Here is a 16,440-nt window from a genome sequence, read left to right as displayed (position 1 = left end):
CGGTCTCGCTGGGCAGTGAAATAGACCAATGCCTTCGCTGAGGCTCGGTAAGAGTCCCTGCACGGAATGCTAAATTTTTACTAAGCGGTCAGCTTCCCGTCTTCGGCGGGAATATCCTCGAGGACCAACGTGCCGGGAACGCAAAGCCTCAGGCGGCCGCGACCAGCCTTTTCGATCCGGATCGGGCAGGAACGCTCTACTAGCCGCCTCTGCAGAAGTACAAGCCGCGCCTCGAGGTTCTCGGCGAACTCTGGCAGACGCAGCGCGGGATCGAGACGTAGCTCGCGGTTCGTGAATTCGGACCGCCCTGTCTGGCGATGCTCGGAGACGAGTTTCCAGAAGATCGCGCCCGCGACGCCCTTGATCAGGTAGTCATGGTCGATGAAGACACTGTTGTCGGCAGCGTAGTGGCGCACGTTTATGGGCTGTGCGGCCGTTCCTGCCGCGGAACGAGCGCCATTCTCCGTCCCAACGGCATCGAGGCCCGCGCCCATCAACTCCCCGACCCGCGCGGCGATGAGCGCCAACGCGTCCTCGTCGTCGTAGCGAAACCGCATCGGCTCAGGGCTTTCGGCGAAAAGTACGCCAGCGGTGCGGCCCCCAACTACGATTGGAAGCGCGATTTGGCTCTCGGGTGCGGGGAGGCCGGGATAGGGTATCTGGGTTGCGTCCATGGCTTCGATGCCATGGTCAAGCGCCTGGTCGCGCAGTGCAGCGCCATAGCTGTAGTCCGAGGTCATATGGCCGACCCGAATCGGCACGCGCTCTCTCGCAGCGACGCCGATGACGCCGTGGCCGAGCGCGATCTCCGATCCGATCCCTGACAGGGCATAGCCCGTAGAGGCGACCGTGAAGAGCCTGCCGGCCGCCTCGTCGTGCATAAGGATCATTGCGTGTTCGATGCTGAAGTAGCGCCCGAGGCAATCGAGCGCGCGGTCGAAGAGCGCTCCGAGTTCGCGGGCTTCGCCCAGTTCGCCCCAGCTTCGCCGGACTGCGGAGAGTAGATTTCGCGGCGAGCTCGGAGGCAAGACAAATGGCCCCGAGGTGGCTTCCACCGAGACGACGCTGAAGATGTCCGCGCCGAGCAATTGGAACACGCCTTCCATGCCGGTATGCGAGGCGATACCTGCCAGTTTAGCTTTCATGATCTCGAAAAGCGGGCCCTCGGACTGGGTTTCCTTGTAGACGAGGTCGAGCCGGTAGTCTGTCACGCTCTCGGGGTCCAGGACCGACACAGCTGCAAGGCCCGTGTCGAGAATGTTGCGCCGCGTCTTGTTGAAGAATTGGTAGCTCAGCGCCACGCGCGTGCAATCGACGTAGTGGACCTGCGACACGAGAGAGACATTCGGCGCGCCCTCGGCATCGCAAGTCGCGAGCACTGCGGGCACGATGCCTTCAAAGCAATTTCGAATAACGTCGAGCGAGGGACTAGTCATGGCGACAACGAGCTCCCTGCGCTCGGGCCGGGCGTCTGCACGAAGGCGCTCTCGGGTACGAATTCCAGAGCGGCAAGCTCATGTAGTTCGAACCGTGTGTAACCGGAGGCAAGCGTCTCGGCGTAACCAACGCTGACCAGTTCTTCGCGGAAGGCGCGTGTCTGGGCGAATGCCGCAGGACCATCCGGAGGAGCCGGGCGAACAATTTCGGCGCGATCGGCCTTGAGCTGGATCGAGCGGTGCGAATAGGGCTTTGTGAATGTCGCGGCGATCGGCGCCCCCGCCGCAACCGCCCGCTGCAAGTCCAGATTGGGCGGCTCACGGAACATCACCCGAATTCGCCCCTCGCCGTCGATGCGGCAGGCGAGACCGCGGGCGACGATCGGTCGCCCGGAGGAATCACGGCTTGCCATGACGATGCTGATCCCGCTTTGGCAAAACTCCGCGAGGTCGGGAGTGAGCACGCCGTTGGCTAAGGTTGGACCTCTCCAGCCGCGGCGCTCGGCCAGTTCCTCGGAAGGACTCGATGGTTGATCGGCTCGTGGCAAGCCAGGATGTTCTCTGTTATCGCGAGCAGTGTCTCGGCGCAAATTGGAAACCGAGAAATACTAGCACTGTTGAGAGGTTGCAGGAAGAAGGAATGAAACACGCCTCGTGCATCTCGAACCGGCAGGGTCGTGTCCACCGAGCAGGGGCGGCATCTTTTATCCGGCGCGTCCTCCCCGCCGGTGCTGGACTCGAGCGTCTCACTCTCGACTCAATCGTCCGCCCCGCAGCGCCGCTCGGCCGGCGCGACAAGACACGGTGCTTCGTGTTTGCATCCTGACAGCGTTTTTCATTCTTCTTGCTCGGGTTCGTCGATCGGCGCGAGAATGCACCTGCTCGGGATGCACGCACTCCCCGTTCAGTGTCTCTGCAACTGCCCTCCAACTCTTTGATTTCATTCGTCGCCCTCGCCCAGAACCGTGGAAGATCGGCTCAATTCACCCGATTTCCGCGTTGGCGAGTAAGTTCTGGGTGATGCTGGACCCGCTATTCTGTCTACAAAGGCGACCAGCACCGTTTTGGCGACAAACGCGAAGGCTACGCATCCTTGAGGAATTCGACAATGAAACGTCAGGGAAATCCCGCGGGCGATCAGCAAATATTCGACGTCTGGAAGGGAGACCGTGGGACGGTGACGATGGGATCAATGACCCGCGTCTAGTGATCTCCAACTGAGGCGCTATGGGGCCGCGTATGACTCTGCCTAGGATGGCTTGTTCTGCCTCCGAAAGGCAGCAGGTGGAAGGCCGTTCGCTCTCCCGAAGGCGCGGTTGAAGGCTGCCTCGGAGGCGTAGCCTGCCTCGGCGGCGAGCAAGGCTATCGGAACGTTGGTTTGCACCAGCCGTTCGCGTGCGAGAAACAACCGCCAGTCGCGGAGATATGCGATGGGTGCGATGCCCAACTTCTCGGCGAAACGGTCTGCGACAACGCTGCGGGACGCGCCGACGTCACGAGCGAGAATGTTGAGCGTCCATGGTCGCATCGGTTCGCCATGAAGCAAGTCTAAGCAACGACCGACGACGGGGTCCTGAATTGCCTCGAGCCATCCGGCATAGCCGGCGCTGCCTTGCAGGAACTGCCGACGCAGCACTTCGAGGAGGGCGATTTCGGTCAATCGCTCAAGCATCGCTGTCCCTCCGCGCCTGGGCACATCCACTTCGCGCACGATCTGAGCGATGATGCCGCTGAGCCAATCGCCGTCATTGGCGGTCGACACATGGATGAACTCCGGCAACGAACGTCGGAACGGTCGAAAGTGCGTTGCCTCGCAACGCACGTAACCACAGAGCATGCGGACGACCCTTTTGGAATTGCCGAATCGCAGGACGGGTGTCTCGATCCACGGCGTTGGAGGAAGCGCGCCGCCGGGATCGATCTCCGATCCGCCCGAACCAGCGCCGATCCTGTGCAGGGTTCCGAACGGGAACGCAGCTATATCGCCTTCGCGGAGCATCGTGCGCTCACTTCCGATCTCAAGCCAGCAAGAGCCCCCGGCGAGAATGTGGAATCCGATCGCATCCTTCGGCTTGTAAGGCGCCGGAGAGGCATCGGTCTCCCAATCGCCGGATGGCACGAAGCAATATTGCATCGAATCGGTGATGCGCACGCGTCGCAACAGCAAGGCAATCAGGGCGCCGGGGTCTCTGCGCACTTGGTTCGGATTCGGGGTCAAGTCTTCTGGACGTCCAGCCAAAGCCAAACCACTCGAAGTGGCGCTACATGCCCGTACGAATAAACATACCCAACTTCGAGGTTAACATGAACGCTAAAACCGACAAACTCGTCGTACTGGTCACTAGGGGAATCGACTCCGAACTGTCCTCCGTCGCATTTACCGTCGCCAACGGAGGGATTACTGCGGGCCTGAAAGTGTGTGTATTTCTATCAAGCACCGCCATCGACCTGGTACGCCGCAACGGGCAGTCAATGACGCATGTCCCCCCGCTGGATCCGCTGGCGCAACTGATCGCGGACTTCCAGCAGCGCGGCGGCACGATATGGGCATGCCCTCCCTGTGTGAAGTCCCGCGGCTATACGCAAGATGACCTTCTCTCGGGCGTCATGATCGTGGGAGCCAGCGCCGTTCACGAGGAGATCAAGAATGGGGCCGCGACTTTGTCATTCTGAGGCAGCGGATCCTTGAAAAGGCGGGAGCGGCAGTCTTGTCCGAAGCGCCGACAAGGGGCGCAATGACCGGTCGCGGGATGATGGATCGGTCGGCGCGCATGCCGCTCCGGTTCGATGGCAAGCTCGTTCGACTCGTGGCGGAGGAGGTGGGATTCGAACCCACGGTAGGCTTTTGACCTACGTCGGTTTTCAAGACCGGTGCATTCAACCACTCTGCCACTCCTCCGACACGGACGACTTAGCGAGCGGCGGGCGATTCTGAAAGGCGCGTCGGGCCGAATTCCGCCAGATGGCCCTGCGAGCCTTTTCTTGCGCTGTTGGAGCAGCTAAACTCGCGCCAAGCGCGACAGAAGGCGCGACGGTTGAGCGTGAGGGTTGGCGGGTATGGTCGCAGGGTCTGCCGGCAATCTCATCATCGGGGCAGTTTGAGCGCTGCGCGGCAGGCGTGCGCGGACGGGGGCAGGAATGACAGGGCGTGGAATGGTGCGGGCCTCACTGGCAGCGGCAGTGATCTTGGCGGTCGCAGGTTGCGAGGGCGGACCCTCGCCTTTCGGCGCAGCGAACAGCTCATCTGACAATATCGTGCCGCCCGAAATGTCGCGCGCCTCGGCGGGCGCGGATGTTGAGGCGCCAGACGTCTTCCAATTGTCCGGCGAGGGCCTCTGGGACGGGCGCCCCTCGCTCGGCGGTGTCTGGGTCGCGCATTCGTCTGTCATCGATCCGGAACGCGTTATGATCCGCAACCCGACGAATGGCAAATCGGTGGTGGGCGCGCTTTTCAGGCGTGAGCGCGACACTCCCGGGCCGAGCCTCCAGGTCTCGTCCGACGCTGCCGAAGCCCTTGGGATGCTCGCAGGTCAGCCCGCCGATTTGAACGTCGTGGCGCTGAGACGCGAGGAGCCGCAGGCACCAGCTCCTGCAGCGCCGGAACCTGCGACGGAGGTTGCCGAAGACGCGGCGCCCACAGACGCCGCCACGCCTGATCCGGAAAGCGCCGTCGCAGCGAGTGCCACCGATGCTGCGGCGTTGCCTGCGCCCGCGGCTGCCGCGCCGAAGCCCGCCAAGCGCGGTCTATTCGGACTGTTCCGGAAGAAGCCGAAGCAGGAGCCTGTGACGGATGAACCCGTGGCCGCTGGCGTCGCGTCGGGTTCGATCGAGCAGGCCCCGCTCGAGGACGTCACGGCCACCGCCTCTGCCGCGATCGATCGCGCCGAAGACGTGGACACAGCCGTCGCGGCCGCACCTGCCGCCCCTGCGCCGTCCTCGCTGCAGCGCGCCTATGTGCAGATTGGCATTTTCAGCACCGAGGCGAATGCCAACCGCGCAGGGGGCCAGATGAAAGCTGCAGGCATGACCGCAACCATCATCCCCGACGAAAGCCAGGGCAAGACCTACTGGCGCGTGATCGTCGGACCGGCCGCCAGCGGGGCCGAACGCGACGCCCTGGCCGCGCGGGTCAAGGGCATCGGTTATCCCGACGCCTATCCCGTCACGAATTGAAAGAGCCGCAGGTCCCGAACATGATCCGTCTCGCCGCCCTTCTGATCCTCGCGCTCACGACTGCCCTGCCGGCCGGCGCCTTTGAGACTCGTGCGGGCGCCGCCTGGGTCTATGACGTCACGACCGGCACAGTGCTTCTCTCGAAGAACGCGGATGAGATGCTACCGCCCGCGTCTATGTCGAAGCTGATGACGCTGAACATGCTCTTCGAAGCCTTGCGCGACGGCCGGGTGCGGCTCGACGAACGCTTCGCCGTCTCGGCGCGTGCGAAGGCAATGGGCGGATCAACCATGTTCCTGAACGAAACCGACCGGCCCACAGTCGAGGAACTGATCAAGGGCATCGTCGTTCTCTCGGGCAACGATGCCTGCGTCGTCGTGGCAGAAGGGCTGGCCGGCACCGAGGAGGACTTCGCGCGCAAGATGAACGAACGCGCGAAATCGCTGGGACTTGAGCATTCGACCTTCGCCAATTCTCATGGCTGGCCCCATCCCAACCAGCGGATGAGCATGCACGATCTCGGCCAACTCTCTGTCCGGCTGATCGAGGAGTTTCCCGAATACTATGGCTATTTCGCGCTGACGGAATTTCCCTATGACGGCCGTTCGCCGGACAACCGGTTCAACCGCAATCCGCTTCTCAAGCTTGGCATCGGTGCCGACGGTCTGAAGACCGGCCACACCGAAGAGGCAGGGTACGGCCTTGTCGGTTCGGCCATTCAGGACGGGCGCCGGATTGTCTTTGCCGTCAACGGCCTGGCCAATGAGCGTGAGCGCGCAGAGGAGTCGGAGCGCATCGTGACCTGGGCGTTTCGCGAATTCGTTCAGAAAACGATCGCGCCGAAGGGAACGCGCATCTCGGAGGCTGACATCTGGCTGGGCGAAATCTCGCGCGTCGGGCTTGTCGTTGAGGAAGATCTGTCGCTGCTCCTGCCTTCGCTCGCGCGCGAGAAGCTGAAGGCTAATATTGTCTACACTGGCCCGATCGAGGCTCCCGTGGAGGAAGGACAGAAGCTCGCCGAAATGATCGTGGAGATCCCGGGCGTGGAGCCCGTGTCGATTCCGCTGGTGGCCGAGCGGGCCGTGCCGCGGGGCGGCTTCACGACGCGGCTCCGGACCGCCTTCGGCGTCCTGTCGAAACGCGTTCTTGCCGAGATCGGCATCTGACGCGGGCAATGTTCATCACGTTCGAGGGGATCGACGGCTCGGGCAAGTCGACCCAGGCCCGCCGCCTGGCGGATGTTCTGCGCGCGGCGGGGCATGACGTCGTTCTCACGCGGGAGCCTGGCGGCAGCGCGGGCGCCGAGGAAATCCGGCGGCTGGTCCTAGAGGGCGATCCCGAACGCTGGTCGGCGGAAACGGAGATCCTGCTTTTCACCGCTGCCCGGCGCGACCATTTGGAGCGCGTCATCGAGCCGGCTCTGAAGGCCGGAAAGGTGGTCATCTGCGACCGCTTCGCCGATTCGACTCGGATGTATCAGGGCATGTCTAGGGGCGATCTGCGGGAGGTCGTTGACAAGCTTCACGACTTAATGATCCGGCGCGAGCCCGACCTGACCTTCATTATCGACATGGATCCCGAGACCGGTCTCTCGCGCGCGAAAGGCCGCAACGGCCACGAGGAAAGGTTCGAGGATTTCGGCGCCGATCTGCAAAAGCGCATGCGCGAGGGCTTCCTCGCGCTCGCGGACGAGTTTCCCGAACGGTGCCGCGTGATCGACGGCAATCGCGCTCCTGATGAAATCGCTGCCGACGTTGCCAGCATCGCGGTACGGGCCCTGTCATGACGGACGATGCACTTCCCGAACCCGACCGCGTGGAAGGCGCACCGCATCCGCGCGACACCGGCCGGCTGATCGGACAGGCAACGGCCGAGGCCGCCTTCCTCGACGCCCATGCAGGCGGCCGGCTTCATCACGCATGGCTTCTGACGGGGCCCTTCGGCGTCGGCAAGGCGACGCTCGCCTGGCGGGTCGCACGCTTCCTGCTTGCCACGAAAGCGGATGACGGCGAAGGCGGCCTATTCGCAGATGCCGGGCCTCCACCCGCGCCCCAGTCGCTCGACATTGACGCTGGCCACCCCGTCGCGCGCCGCATCCATGCCGGGGCCGAGCCGCGGCTCTTCCTGCTGCGCCGGGCGTGGGACGAGGACAGGAAGCGCCTGAAGACAGTGATCACCGTGGACGAGGTTCGGAAGCTCAGAAGCTTCCTTCAGCTCTCGGCAGCCGATGGCGGGCACCGGGTCGTGATCGTCGACGCGGCCGACGAGATGAACATTGCCGCCGCGAACGCGCTATTGAAGATGCTCGAAGAGCCGCCGGCCGGCGTCACCTTTCTGCTCGTCAGCCACCAGCCCTCGCGGCTTCTGCCCACGATCCGGTCCCGCTGCCGCGCGCTGAAGCTCGGAACGCTCGCGTCCAGCGACCTGGTGGAGGCGATGCGGCAGGCTGGTGCCGAACTGGGCGACGGAGAGGCGCTGTCGGCCCTGTCGGGCGGCTCCGTGGGCGAGGCGATCCGGCTGGTCAATCTCGATGGGATCGAGACCTATGCCGCGATCGTGGACCTGATCCGCTCGGTCCCGCGTCTCGACCGGCCAAGGGCGCTGAAACTGGCCGAAGCCGCCGCGCGGCGCGGCGCGGAGGAGCGGCTCGACCTTCTTCTGTCCCTGATCGACCTCTTCCTCGCCCGTCTCGCCCGCAGGGGCGCGCTCGGCGCGGCGGGATCCGAGGCGGCACCGGGCGAAACCGAGCTGCTCGCCCGCCTCGCACCCGATCCAGTCGCGGGCCGACGGTGGGCGGAGCTTCAGCAGACACTCGGCGCACGGGCGCGGCATGGGAGGGCGGTCAATCTCGATCCCGCGACGCTGATCCTCGACGTGATCCTGAAGATCGACGAGACCGCGCGCGAACTCGTGTCGGCCTGACGTCTGCAGCGCCTCGCGGCGTCTATGCCCAGCCGCCGCAATGCGATTTTCATCGCCGAGAAAACAGGCTAAAGGCAGGTCATGACCGACAGCCCGCGCATCACCGACAGCCATTGCCATCTCGACTTTTCCGACTTCGCCGGCGAGTTGGATGAGGTCGTCGGTAACGCGAAGCGGGCCGGCGTCCACCGGATGGTCACCATCTGCACACGGCTCAAGCACGAGCCGCAGGTCCGCGCGATCGCCGAGGCGCAAGACGGGGTGTTCTATGCCGCCGGCACGCATCCGATGAACGCCGCGGACGAACCTATGGCTTCAGTCGACGAGTTGGTCGCTCTGGCGTGTCATCCGAAATTCGTCGGCATCGGCGAAAGCGGGCTCGACTACCACTACACGGCCGAGAGCGCCGAGGTGCAGCAAAAGTCGCTGCGCGTCCATATCGCGGCGGCGCGGGAAACGGGACTGCCGCTGATTATCCACGCTCGGGCGGCCGACGAGGACATGGCGCGAATTCTGACCGAGGAACACCGCAACGGCGCCTATCCTTGCGTGATGCACTGCTACTCGTCGGGCGCTGAACTGGCCGGCACCGCGCTCGATCTCGGCTTCTACCTCTCGATGTCGGGGATCGCGGCCTTCCCGAAAAGCGGCTACCTGCGGGACATCTTCGCCGCCGCTCCAGTTGACCGCATCCTCGTCGAGACCGACGCCCCCTACCTCGCCCCGCCGCCGCATCGCGGCAAGCGGAACGAACCCGCCTACACCGTCCATACCGCCAAGGTCGGCGCCGAGCTCTTCGGCCTCGACTACGCCGAGTTCGCGGCGCGGACCGAGGCAAACTTCGAACGGCTCTTCACCAAGGCGGCGCGCGCCGCGAAGGCGGCCTGACATGGCGCGGATGCGGTTCACGATCCTCGGCTGCGGGTCGTCGGGGGGCGTTCCCCGCATCGGTGGGCTCTGGGGCGAATGCGACCCCGGGAACCCGAAGAACCGGCGCACGCGCTGCTCGCTCCTCGTCGAGCGCATCGACGGCGGCGGCGTCACTCGCGTCTTGATCGACACCTCGCCCGACATGCGCGAACAGCTTCTGCGCGAGGAGGTGAGCGCCCTAGACGCGGTCCTCTACACCCATTCGCATTCCGACCACGTCAACGGGCTCGACGATCTTCGCCAGATCGTTTTCTTGACGCGGACGCGCGTCCCCGTCTGGGCGGACGGCGCGACCCAGCACGAGTTGATGGCGCGGTTCGCCTATGCGTTCGTGCAGCCCGAAGGCTCCTCCTACCCGCCGATCTGCGACCTGCACACAATCAAGGGGCCAGTCGTGATCGACGGCAACGGCGGCAAGATCACCTTCGATCCGTTCGAGGTCGATCACGGCGACATCGACGCGCTGGGCTTCCGGATCGGCGGCGTGGTCTACTTGCCGGACGTCCTGAAGATCCCCGAGCCGGTCTGGCAGAGCCATCTAGACGGGCTCGACTGCTGGATCGTCGACGCGCTCCGACGCAGGCCGCATCCGACCCACGCCCATCTGGCACTGACTCTCGAGTGGATCGAGCGCGCCCGGCCAAAACGCGCGGTTCTCACAAACATGCATATCGACATCGACCACGCGAAGGTGGAGGCCGAGACGCCCGACGACGTCAGCGCCGCCTATGACGGGATGGTGCTGGAATACGAGGTCTGACGTGATCCTGCCGATCGACGTGCTGCTCGACGTCACGCTGCCCGTCTTCCTGGTCATCGGCTTCGGCTATCTTGCGGTCTGGTTCGGCGTCTTCAGTGATTCCGGTGTCGAGGGGCTGATGAAGTTCACCCAAGGCTTCGCGATCCCCTGCTTGCTGTTTCGCGCGATCTCGACGCTCGATCTGGGCCAGACCTTCCAGTGGCCGCTTCTTATGTCGTTCTACACCGGGGCCACGGCGGGCTTCGTCGCGGGTCTCTTCGGCGCGCGCATCCTCTTCGCCCGGCCCTGGGCCGACAGCGTCGCCATCGGCTTCTGCTGCCTCTTCTCCAACTCCGTCCTGCTCGGCCTGCCGATCACCGAACGCGCCTACGGGACGGACGCCTTGGCGGCCAACTACGCCATTGTCGCGCTGCACGCGCCCTTCTGCTACGCGCTCGGCATCACTGTGATGGAGATCGTGCGGCATGGCGGAAGCGGCGTCTTTCGCATGGTGCACAATGTCCTTACGGCGATGTTCCGCAACGCGCTGATGATCGGCATCGCGGCGGGTTTCGCGGTCAACCTGTCGGGCGTCAGCCTGCCGGGCGTTTTCACGGATGCGGTGGATCTGATGGTTCGTGCGGCCCTCCCTGCCGCTCTGTTCGGGCTGGGCGGGGTGCTCGTGCGCTACCGGCCCGAGGGCGACCTCATGACCGTCCTCTTCATCTGTGCCGTCGCGCTTCTGCTCCATCCGGCGATCACGTGGGCGCTCGGGACGGGCTTCGCGCTCGATCAGGCGCCGCTCCGGTCGGCGGTCGTAACAGCCGCCATGGCGCCCGGCGTCAACAGCTACATCTTCGCGAACATGTACGGCGTGGCGAAACGCGTCGCGGCCACGTCGGTGCTGCTCGCGACGGCGCTGTCGGTGCTGACGGTGTCCTTCTGGCTCTCGGTACTCGGCTGAGACGCGACGCCTAGGCTGCCGACCGTGCGACCCGCCTGCACCAGCCGAGGACCGCGTCGCGGTCGAGCGCGATCCGCTCCGACATGTCGTGCGCGAAGGCGTTGAAGCCGTCGAGGCTCGCCTGATTGACAGCCGTGAGGACCGGCACGCCTTGAGCGAGCGAACGCCCGATCACGGGCCGGAAGCCCCGGCCATCGATTTCCTGCTTGCCGTACTTGTTCACGATCAGAAGCTCGGGCCCCGCGTCGAGCGCGCGTTCCACCAGCCCAACCGCCTGTTCGAGGCCCGCCGGATCGAGCCGGCAGCCCTGGGACAGCGCGCCGAGGTTCTGGCTGATCCGGACAATGCGGTCGGGGCCGAGCACGTGCAGGTCCATGTCGCACCGCGCCGAGTCCGCACGGTCGGAATTGACCTGAATGGCGCCGGCGAGTCGCCAGCCCTCGGCCAGCAGACGCTCCGCCACGGCGGCGAGGCAGCGATCTGCCGCACCGCGCCCCTCGGAGACCACGTAGCCCAGCATGTTCCGCCCGCATCCTCTTGAAACTCGGAAGACCGGCATACAAGATGCCGTGCCAAATCGAAAGCCGCGCGATGCCTCCTTCCCTGCCGATCCTGCCCGATCCCGCCGACCCGCGGCTGACGCGGGTGGTCAGCGGAACCGACCACACCGGCGCCGAGGCGCGGATTTCGGTCGTCGAGGAGCGGCCGCTCACGATTTACCTGAACGCGCAGGAGATCGTCACCGCGATGACGATCGGCGACTATCCCGACTACCTCGCGCTCGGGTTCCTGCGCAATCAGGGGATGCTTCGGTCGGACGATGTCGTGACCGGTGTCGATTACGACGAGGAGATCGAGACGGTCGTCGTCAGGACCGAGCGCCAGACCTCCTACGAGGAGAAGGTCAGGAAGAAGACCCGCACCTCGGGCTGCGCGGTCGGCACCGTTTTCGGCGACATGATGGAGGGACTCGAGGGGCTGACCCTGCCTGATGCCGAAGTGCGCACGAGCTGGCTTTATGCGCTCGCCAAGGCGATCAACACGACGCCGTCACTCTATCTCGAGGCGGGTGCGATCCACGGCACGGTCCTCTGCGAACGCGACCGGCCGCTCGTCTACATGGAGGATGTCGGCCGCCACAACGCCGTGGACAAGATCGCAGGCTTCATGTTCCGCCATGGCGTGAGCGCGGCGGACAAGATCCTCTACACGACCGGGCGGCTGACCTCCGAGATGGTGATCAAGACGGCGCTCATGGGCATTCCGGTCCTCGCCTCGCGGTCGGGCTTCACCGCCTGGGGCGTGGAGATCGCGCGCGAAGTCGGGCTGACGCTCATCGGGCGGATGCGGGGCCAGCGCTTCGTCTGCCTCTCGGGCGAGGAGCGGCTGGTGCGCGACGCCGATCCGGCGGCGGTGCCAGAGGAAGGCGCCAAGCACCGCCGGAAGGCAGCGGGCGATGACTGACCTGCCCGGAATCATCCTCGCCGGCGGCCGCGCGACGCGGATGGGCGGCGGCGACAAGGGCCTGCGCGAGATCGCGGGCGAGCGACTGCTCGACCGGGTTATCGCCCGCCTCGCCCCGCAATGCGCGCCCGTCGCCATCAACGCGAACGGCGACCCTGCTCGATTCGCCGAGTTTGGCCTGCCGGTGCTGTCCGACAGCCTGCCGGACCATCCCGGCCCACTCGCCGGTGTGCTCGCCGGGCTCGACTGGGCCGAGAGCCTCGGGGCGGAGGCCATCGTCACGGTCGCCGCCGACACGCCGTTCTTCCCCTCAGACCTCGCCGCGCGGCTGCGTGCCGCCGCAGGCCCGTCCGGCCTCGCGCTCGCCGCAAGCCCCGATGCCGAGGGGCGGCTGCGCCAGCACCCCACCTTCGGGCTCTGGCCGGTTGCGCTGAGGGACGACCTGCGCGCCGCGCTCGACGGCGGGCTGAGGAAGATCGTCCTCTGGACCGACCGCCACGGCGCGGGCACCGCCGAATTCGCCTCGGACCCGTTCGATCCGTTCTTCAACGTCAACACGCCGGAAGACATCGAAACTGCCGAGAGGCTCATCGCATGAGGCTCTACGGCGTCACCGGCTGGAAGAATTCCGGCAAGACCCACCTAGTGGAACGGCTCGTGGCCGAGATCACGCGGCGAGGGATCTCGGTTTCGACCGTGAAGCATGCCCACCATGCGGCCGATCTGGACCAGCCGGGACGCGACAGCTACCGCCACCGCGAAGCCGGGGCGCAGGAGGTTCTCGTTGCCTCGCCCATCCGCTGGGCGCTCCTGCACGAGCTGCGGGGCGCGCCCGAACCGCCCCTCGGCGACCTGCTGGCGCGGCTTTCGCCGGTCGATCTGGTGCTGATCGAGGGCTACAAGCGCGAGGCCCATCCGAAGATCGAGACGCACCGGGCCGGGACGGGCCATCCGCTTCTCGCGCGCGCCAATCCCACGATCCGGGCGGTGGCGTCGGACACAAGCCCCGAGGGCAGCGAAGTGCCTGTCCTCGACCTGAACGACACCGCCGCGATCGCCGATTTCGTGTTGGCTGAGGTCGGGCTGTGACCGGGTTCGACACCATTGCCGTCATCGACTGGACGGGCGGTCGGGACACCGGCCCGCGCCCCCGCAAGGACGCAATCTGGGCCGCCGTCACCCGCGAAGGCGAGGCGGAAGCCCCCGTTTACCTCCGCAACCGGCAGGTGGCCGAGGACTGGCTGATCCGTCTGTTCGAGGAAGAAGCGGCGGCGGGTCGGCGCACCTTCGCGGGCTTTGACTTTCCCTTCGGCTATCCTGACGGCTTCGCGCGGCGCGTCACGGGCCGCGACGATCCGTTCGCGCTCTGGGACTGGTTTGCGGCGAACCTCGCCGACGGGCCCGAAGGTAACAACCGCTTCCACCTCGCCGGGCGGCTCAACGAGATGTTCCCGGGCACTGGCCCGTTCTGGTTCAACGGCCTGCGGGAGGAGATCGCGGGCCTGCCGCGCAAGGGCCGTGCGCGCTCCGGCCACGGGATGCCGGAACGGCGGCGCTGCGAACAGCTGGCGACCGGCGCCTTCACCTGCTGGCAGATGGGCGGCGCGGGCGCGGTGGGCGGCCAAGTGATGACCGGTCTGGCCTGCCTGTCGCGCCTGCGCGCCAGGTTCGCCGGACAGGTCGCGGTCTGGCCGTTTGAAAAGCTCACGGCACCCATCGCGGTCGTCGAGGTCTGGCCATCGCTCCACGCCAGAGAAATCGCCGCTGAGACGGATCCCGGCGACATCAAGGACGCGGTGCAGGTGCGTGTCCTCGCGGCTCGGATCGCGGCGATGCAGCGGACCGCAACGCTGCAAGCGACACTCGCGGATGTGCCCGCCCCGGCGCGGCGCGAGGAGGGCTGGATCTTCGGCCTGCCGGCTCCGCAAGCCGAGGCGGCCGCATGAGCGGTCACCTGATCCCCCCGCGCCTGCGCGACGACTGCTTCGCGATGCCGCAGGGCGTGGATTGGGTGCCGGTCGAGGACGCGCTGGCGCGGCTGCGCGCGGCGCTCGTGCCCGTCGAACAGGTCGAGGAGATCGCCGTCGCCGATGGCCTCGGCCGCGTCCTCGCCGAGCCTGCCCTCGCGCACCGCTCGAACCCGCCGCGCGCGAATTCGGCGGTCGACGGCTACGGCTTCGCGCATGCCGCCACGGGTGAGGGCGTTCAGCGCCTGCCGCTCGTCGCGGGCCGCGCGGCGGCCGGCCAGCCGTACGACGGCACGGTGCCGGCGGGCCACGCCATCCGCATCCTCACCGGCGCGATTCTGCCCGAGGGCGTCGACACGGTCGTGCTCGAGGAGGATTGCGCCACCGACGGCGCCACGGTCGCCTTCGACGGCCCGGCGAAGCCGCGCGCGAACACGCGCAAGGCAGGCGAGGACGTCTCCGAAGGCGCAGTCGCGCTTCCCACGGGCCGCGTGCTCCGCGCCCCCGACCTCGCCCTTCTCTCCGCGCTCGGCATCGCGCGCGTCCGGGTCTTCCGTAAGCTGCGCATCGCGGTCCTCTCGACCGGCGACGAGATCGTGGCGGATCCCTCCCGCACCGCCCTTCCGCACCAGATCTACGATGCGAACCGGCCGATGCTTCTGGCGCTCGCGCGGAAGTGGGACGCCGATCCCGTCGACCTCGGCCATGCCGGCGACGATCCCGCCGCGATCCGGCGCGCGCTGGACCGCGGCTCGGCGGAGGCGGACCTGATCCTGACCTCCGGCGGCGCCTCGGCGGGGGACGAGGATCACGTCTCCGCTCTCCTCCGCGCCGAGGGCAAGCTCACGAGCTGGCGAATCGCGATGAAGCCCGGCCGCCCCCTCGCACTCGCGCTCTGGCAGGGCGTTCCCGTCTTCGGCCTGCCCGGCAACCCGGTCGCGGCCTTCGTCTGCGCGCTGATCTTCGCGCGGCCCGCCGTGGCGCTCATGTCCGGCGCGGGATGGACGGGGCCTCTGGCCTTCACGGTGCCGGCGGGCTTCACGAAGGCCAAGAAGGCAGGCCGGCGCGAATATCTGCGCGCCAGGATCGGCAGCGACGGCAGGGCGGAAGTCTTCGCCTCGGAAGGCTCGGGCCGGATCAGCGGGCTGAGCTGGGCGGAAGGGCTGGTGGAACTGCCCGACGACGCGATGGACATCGCGCCGGGCACGCCGGTCATGTTCCTTCCCTATTCCGCCTTCGGCCTCTGACGGGCCGCCTCAGCCCTTCGAGCCACCGCGCCGGATGAGATAGGCCTGCTCGCCATCGTGCTCGGACGTCCCGATCAGCTCGTGCCCCGCCTCGACGCAGAAATGCGGAACGTCGATCACCGCCGCCGGATCGGTCGAGACGAGCCTGAGAATCGCGCCCGGCGCCATGCCGGCCAGCCGCTTGCGCGCCTTGAGCACGGGCAGCGGGCACAACAGCCCGCGCGCATCGAGTTCCTGATCCCAGTCCATGGCGCTGCGGATACTGAAAACGACGCTTCCTGTCCATCGGCCCCGGTGCCCCCGTGCGACACATGGGCGTCGGCCTGACGCCGATCGGAAATCGCAGCGGCTCCTTTTCCGACGGTCGGCTGTCCGGCCGATTTGACAGGACCGGTCCGAAGGTGTGGACTCGCTAAGGCGACGTGAGGGAGATGGACGGCAAAGATGTCCTTGGATGATCGGAGCGGTGTCTGGAAGTCTGGTCGGGGCCGGGGTCGTCGGGTTCCGAAGGGTCGTCAGCTGGAGGACGGGGCCTGGGCGGAGGTTCGGGCGCTGTTGGGGGATGGTCCGCGGCGGCGGGATCTTCTGATCGAGTATC

At 66.4% G+C, this 16,440-nt stretch carries 18 protein-coding genes and 1 tRNA gene; 13 read left to right on the top strand and 6 right to left on the bottom strand.

Annotated features, from left to right (window positions below):
* Positions 1-80: 80 nt before the first annotated feature.
* From DEA8626_RS15150 to DEA8626_RS15140, 3 genes are all read right to left on the bottom strand, one after another.
* Entirely contained in the window at positions 81-1,436 is a 1,356-nt protein-coding gene (locus tag DEA8626_RS15150; RefSeq protein WP_108854094.1) for a GAF domain-containing protein, read from the bottom strand.
* The gene (locus DEA8626_RS15145; RefSeq protein WP_181366466.1) at positions 1,433-1,849 is read right to left on the bottom strand and encodes a hypothetical protein; all 417 of its coding nucleotides are present in this window, start codon (positions 1,847-1,849) and stop codon (positions 1,433-1,435) included. The genes DEA8626_RS15150 and DEA8626_RS15145 overlap by 4 nt, the downstream gene beginning before the upstream one ends.
* Before the next feature lie 836 nt (positions 1,850-2,685).
* A complete protein-coding gene (locus DEA8626_RS15140) occupies positions 2,686-3,633 on the bottom strand; it encodes an AraC family transcriptional regulator (RefSeq protein ID WP_281261500.1) in 948 nt (315 codons plus the stop codon).
* Positions 3,634-3,740: 107 nt separating this feature from the next.
* Between DEA8626_RS15140 and DEA8626_RS15135 the strand changes: the two genes are divergently transcribed.
* Positions 3,741-4,109, top strand: a complete 369-nt coding sequence (locus DEA8626_RS15135; protein ID WP_108854634.1) for a DsrE family protein — start codon at positions 3,741-3,743, stop codon at positions 4,107-4,109.
* 135 nt (positions 4,110-4,244) lie between these two features.
* Here DEA8626_RS15135 and DEA8626_RS15130 read toward each other — a convergent pair.
* A tRNA-Ser gene (locus DEA8626_RS15130) sits at positions 4,245-4,335 on the bottom strand.
* A 239-nt stretch (positions 4,336-4,574) separates the two neighbouring features.
* Here DEA8626_RS15130 and DEA8626_RS15125 point away from each other — a divergent pair.
* From DEA8626_RS15125 to DEA8626_RS15095, 7 genes are all read left to right on the top strand, one after another.
* Positions 4,575-5,609: an SPOR domain-containing protein gene (locus tag DEA8626_RS15125; RefSeq protein WP_146188881.1), complete on the top strand. Its 1,035-nt coding sequence runs from the start codon at positions 4,575-4,577 to the stop codon at positions 5,607-5,609.
* 20 nt (positions 5,610-5,629) lie between these two features.
* Complete coding sequence (locus DEA8626_RS15120) at positions 5,630-6,775, top strand: D-alanyl-D-alanine carboxypeptidase family protein (RefSeq protein WP_108854091.1); 1,146 nt, start codon at positions 5,630-5,632, stop codon at positions 6,773-6,775.
* Between the two features lie 8 nt (positions 6,776-6,783).
* Positions 6,784-7,395, top strand: a complete 612-nt coding sequence (gene tmk / locus DEA8626_RS15115; RefSeq protein ID WP_108854090.1) for a dTMP kinase — start codon at positions 6,784-6,786, stop codon at positions 7,393-7,395.
* Entirely contained in the window at positions 7,392-8,531 is a 1,140-nt protein-coding gene (locus DEA8626_RS15110; protein WP_108854089.1) for a DNA polymerase III subunit delta', read from the top strand. The genes tmk and DEA8626_RS15110 overlap by 4 nt, the downstream gene beginning before the upstream one ends.
* Positions 8,532-8,612: 81 nt before the next feature.
* Positions 8,613-9,419 (top strand): TatD family hydrolase, encoded by an 807-nt coding sequence (locus DEA8626_RS15105; RefSeq protein ID WP_108854088.1) that lies wholly within the window; start codon positions 8,613-8,615, stop codon positions 9,417-9,419.
* 1 nt (position 9,420) lies between these two features.
* Positions 9,421-10,221: an MBL fold metallo-hydrolase gene (locus DEA8626_RS15100; protein ID WP_108854087.1), complete on the top strand. Its 801-nt coding sequence runs from the start codon at positions 9,421-9,423 to the stop codon at positions 10,219-10,221.
* Positions 10,222-10,234: 13 nt separating this feature from the next.
* Entirely contained in the window at positions 10,235-11,164 is a 930-nt protein-coding gene (locus DEA8626_RS15095) for an AEC family transporter (protein WP_108854633.1), read from the top strand.
* 10 nt (positions 11,165-11,174) lie between these two features.
* Here the strand turns inward: DEA8626_RS15095 and DEA8626_RS15090 are convergent, their stop codons facing one another.
* A complete protein-coding gene (locus tag DEA8626_RS15090; protein ID WP_108854086.1) occupies positions 11,175-11,684 on the bottom strand; it encodes a DUF2478 domain-containing protein in 510 nt (169 codons plus the stop codon).
* A 71-nt stretch (positions 11,685-11,755) separates the two neighbouring features.
* Between DEA8626_RS15090 and DEA8626_RS15085 the strand changes: the two genes are divergently transcribed.
* From DEA8626_RS15085 to DEA8626_RS15065, 5 genes are read left to right on the top strand one after another with little or no spacing between them, the layout of a single operon-like run.
* Positions 11,756-12,628, top strand: a complete 873-nt coding sequence (locus DEA8626_RS15085) for a formate dehydrogenase accessory sulfurtransferase FdhD (protein WP_108854632.1) — start codon at positions 11,756-11,758, stop codon at positions 12,626-12,628.
* Positions 12,621-13,226 carry a molybdenum cofactor guanylyltransferase MobA gene (gene mobA / locus DEA8626_RS15080; protein WP_108854085.1) on the top strand — a complete coding sequence of 202 codons (606 nt, stop codon included), beginning with the start codon at positions 12,621-12,623 and terminating at the stop codon, positions 13,224-13,226. Before DEA8626_RS15085 ends, mobA begins: the two co-directional genes overlap by 8 nt.
* On the top strand, positions 13,223-13,717 hold the full coding sequence (gene mobB / locus DEA8626_RS15075; RefSeq protein WP_108854084.1) for a molybdopterin-guanine dinucleotide biosynthesis protein B: 495 nt from the start codon (positions 13,223-13,225) through the stop codon (positions 13,715-13,717). The genes mobA and mobB overlap by 4 nt, the downstream gene beginning before the upstream one ends.
* Positions 13,714-14,574: a molybdopterin guanine dinucleotide synthesis gene (locus DEA8626_RS15070; RefSeq protein ID WP_108854083.1), complete on the top strand. Its 861-nt coding sequence runs from the start codon at positions 13,714-13,716 to the stop codon at positions 14,572-14,574. Before mobB ends, DEA8626_RS15070 begins: the two co-directional genes overlap by 4 nt.
* Positions 14,571-15,842: a molybdopterin-binding protein gene (locus tag DEA8626_RS15065; RefSeq protein WP_108854082.1), complete on the top strand. Its 1,272-nt coding sequence runs from the start codon at positions 14,571-14,573 to the stop codon at positions 15,840-15,842. The genes DEA8626_RS15070 and DEA8626_RS15065 overlap by 4 nt, the downstream gene beginning before the upstream one ends.
* A gap of 9 nt (positions 15,843-15,851) precedes the next feature.
* Here the strand turns inward: DEA8626_RS15065 and DEA8626_RS15060 are convergent, their stop codons facing one another.
* A complete protein-coding gene (locus DEA8626_RS15060; RefSeq protein ID WP_108854081.1) occupies positions 15,852-16,091 on the bottom strand; it encodes a sulfurtransferase TusA family protein in 240 nt (79 codons plus the stop codon).
* Between the last annotated feature and the right edge of the window lie 349 nt (positions 16,092-16,440).

This window comes from Defluviimonas aquaemixtae, from assembly GCF_900302475.1.
Lineage (GTDB): Bacteria > Pseudomonadota > Alphaproteobacteria > Rhodobacterales > Rhodobacteraceae > Albidovulum > Albidovulum aquaemixtae.
Note: the sequence above shows the minus strand (reverse complement) of the source record. Positions and strands in the feature narration are given on the sequence as shown.